Source organism: Ilyobacter sp. (assembly GCF_041583315.1).
Classification (GTDB): domain Bacteria; phylum Fusobacteriota; class Fusobacteriia; order Fusobacteriales; family Fusobacteriaceae; genus Ilyobacter.
The window spans coordinates 1-1,716 of the sequence record NZ_JBFHGC010000585.1; the positions used below are offsets into that span (position 1 = coordinate 1).

At 34.6% G+C, this 1,716-nt stretch carries 2 protein-coding genes; both read left to right on the top strand.

The annotated features are described in order from the left end of the window. The first annotated feature begins 265 nt into the window (after nucleotides 1-265). Entirely contained in the window at nucleotides 266-1,090 is an 825-nt protein-coding gene (locus ABZA26_RS14445; RefSeq protein ID WP_372715192.1) for a 3-keto-5-aminohexanoate cleavage protein, read from the top strand. After that, a partial coding sequence (locus ABZA26_RS14450) for a 3-hydroxyacyl-CoA dehydrogenase family protein (protein WP_372715193.1) occupies nucleotides 1,090-1,716 on the top strand: 627 nt, incomplete at its 3' end. The genes ABZA26_RS14445 and ABZA26_RS14450, both read left to right, overlap by 1 nt.

Below are 1,716 nucleotides of genomic sequence, written 5' to 3' on the forward strand. Positions count from 1 at the left end.
AGTAATATTCTATAAAAAATTGGTTGTCGATTAGAAATATTCGACAGCCAATTTTTTTTGTTTTTCTAGAGGTTCATTATTTGGTGGTATAGATATTAGGCTTTTAAATACCATTTTAAAGCCATAGTTAAAAACGATATGAAAAAGATTGACATATCGAAAAAATTGTTGTAATAATATATATATAATATTTATGTGTAGTTTAAAACTGATTTTCTTAAATTAACAGAACATAAAGAACCAATATAAAACAAGGAGGTAAAAAATGAAAACTATTATTACTGTGGCAACGACTGGAGCTTGGCCTACTAAAAAAGATAATCCAAATGTCCCATTGACACCAAAGGAAATAGCAAATGACGTTTATGAATGTTATAAAGCTGGTGCATCAGTAGCTCATTTGCATATGCGTGATGATGAAGGTAAAGGAACAATGGATAAGGAAAAATTTAGGGAAACTGTAGAGCTTATTAAAAAAAAATGCGATATAGTAATTAATTTGACTACTTCAGGGGATCTAAATGCCACTGATGAAACAAGACAGGCGCATCTCAAGGAACTTAGACCTGATATGGCGTCTTATGATTGCGGTAGTATGAACTGGGCTCATTCAACTTTATTTCTAAATACCCCAAAATTCCTAGAAGAATTAGGTACTACTATGCAAGAGTATAATGTAAAACCTGAGATAGAAATATTTGATGCTGGTATGGTATATAACTCACTATACTATCTAAAAAAAGGGATTTTAAAAGCACCGATACATTACCAATTTGTATTAGGAGCAGCAGGAGGTACTACTGCCACTCTAGAAAATTTAGTTTATCTTAAAAGTTTAATACCTAGCGGTTCTACGTGGTCAGCATTAGGTGTCGGAAAAGGACATATGCCTATTTTATTGGGATCTCTTGCCATGGGTGGACACGTTAGAGTTGGAATAGAAGACAATGTTATGTACACAAAAACTGAGCTGGCAGAATCTAATAAGCAATTTGTAGAAAGAACGGCTAGAATAATAAGGGAATTTGGAAACGAAGTGGCTACACCTGATGAGGCTAGAACTATTCTCGGTCTAAAGAAGGAGGCATAATGAATAAGATAACTGTAATTGGAGCCGGGACTATGGGACATGGTATAGCTGAAGCATTTGCTATCCACGGATATGATGTAAACTTATTTGATCTATCTGCAGAAGCGCTTAATAGAGCTATAATAGCAATCAGGGAAGAGCTCGTAATCCTTGCCAGCGAAGATATAATAAAATTAAATGAGATAGAAGATATAATCAAAAGAATTACTTTGTGTGAAGGTTTACAGTCAGCGGTGAAAGACGCAGATTATGTAATAGAGTCTGTCCTTGAAAGGCTAGATGTTAAGAAAAATCTTTTCAAACAACTGGATGAGTTAGCACCACCTAAGACTATATTTGCATCGAACACATCCAGCCTTAAACTATCAGATATGATATCTGAGGTTTCAGAAGAGAGAAAGCCAAACTGTATAATAAATCATTGGTATAATCCATCACATATCATGCCCATTGCTGAGCTCACTTTCTTTGGTGAAACTTCACAGGATACCTATGATAAGGTAGAAAAACTTTATACCTCAATAAACAAACAAATAGTTAAAGTGCTCAAGGAAGTTGACGGTCTGGTGGCAAATAGAATACAGCAGGCAGTAGCTAGAGAAGTCTTTTCACTGATAGAAATGGAG

What these genes read in the sequence shown, in the direction of transcription:
- ABZA26_RS14445 (WP_372715192.1), top strand. Translation starts at nt 266, where the DNA reads ATGAAAACTATTATTACTGTGGCAACGACTGGAGCTTGGCCTACTAAA.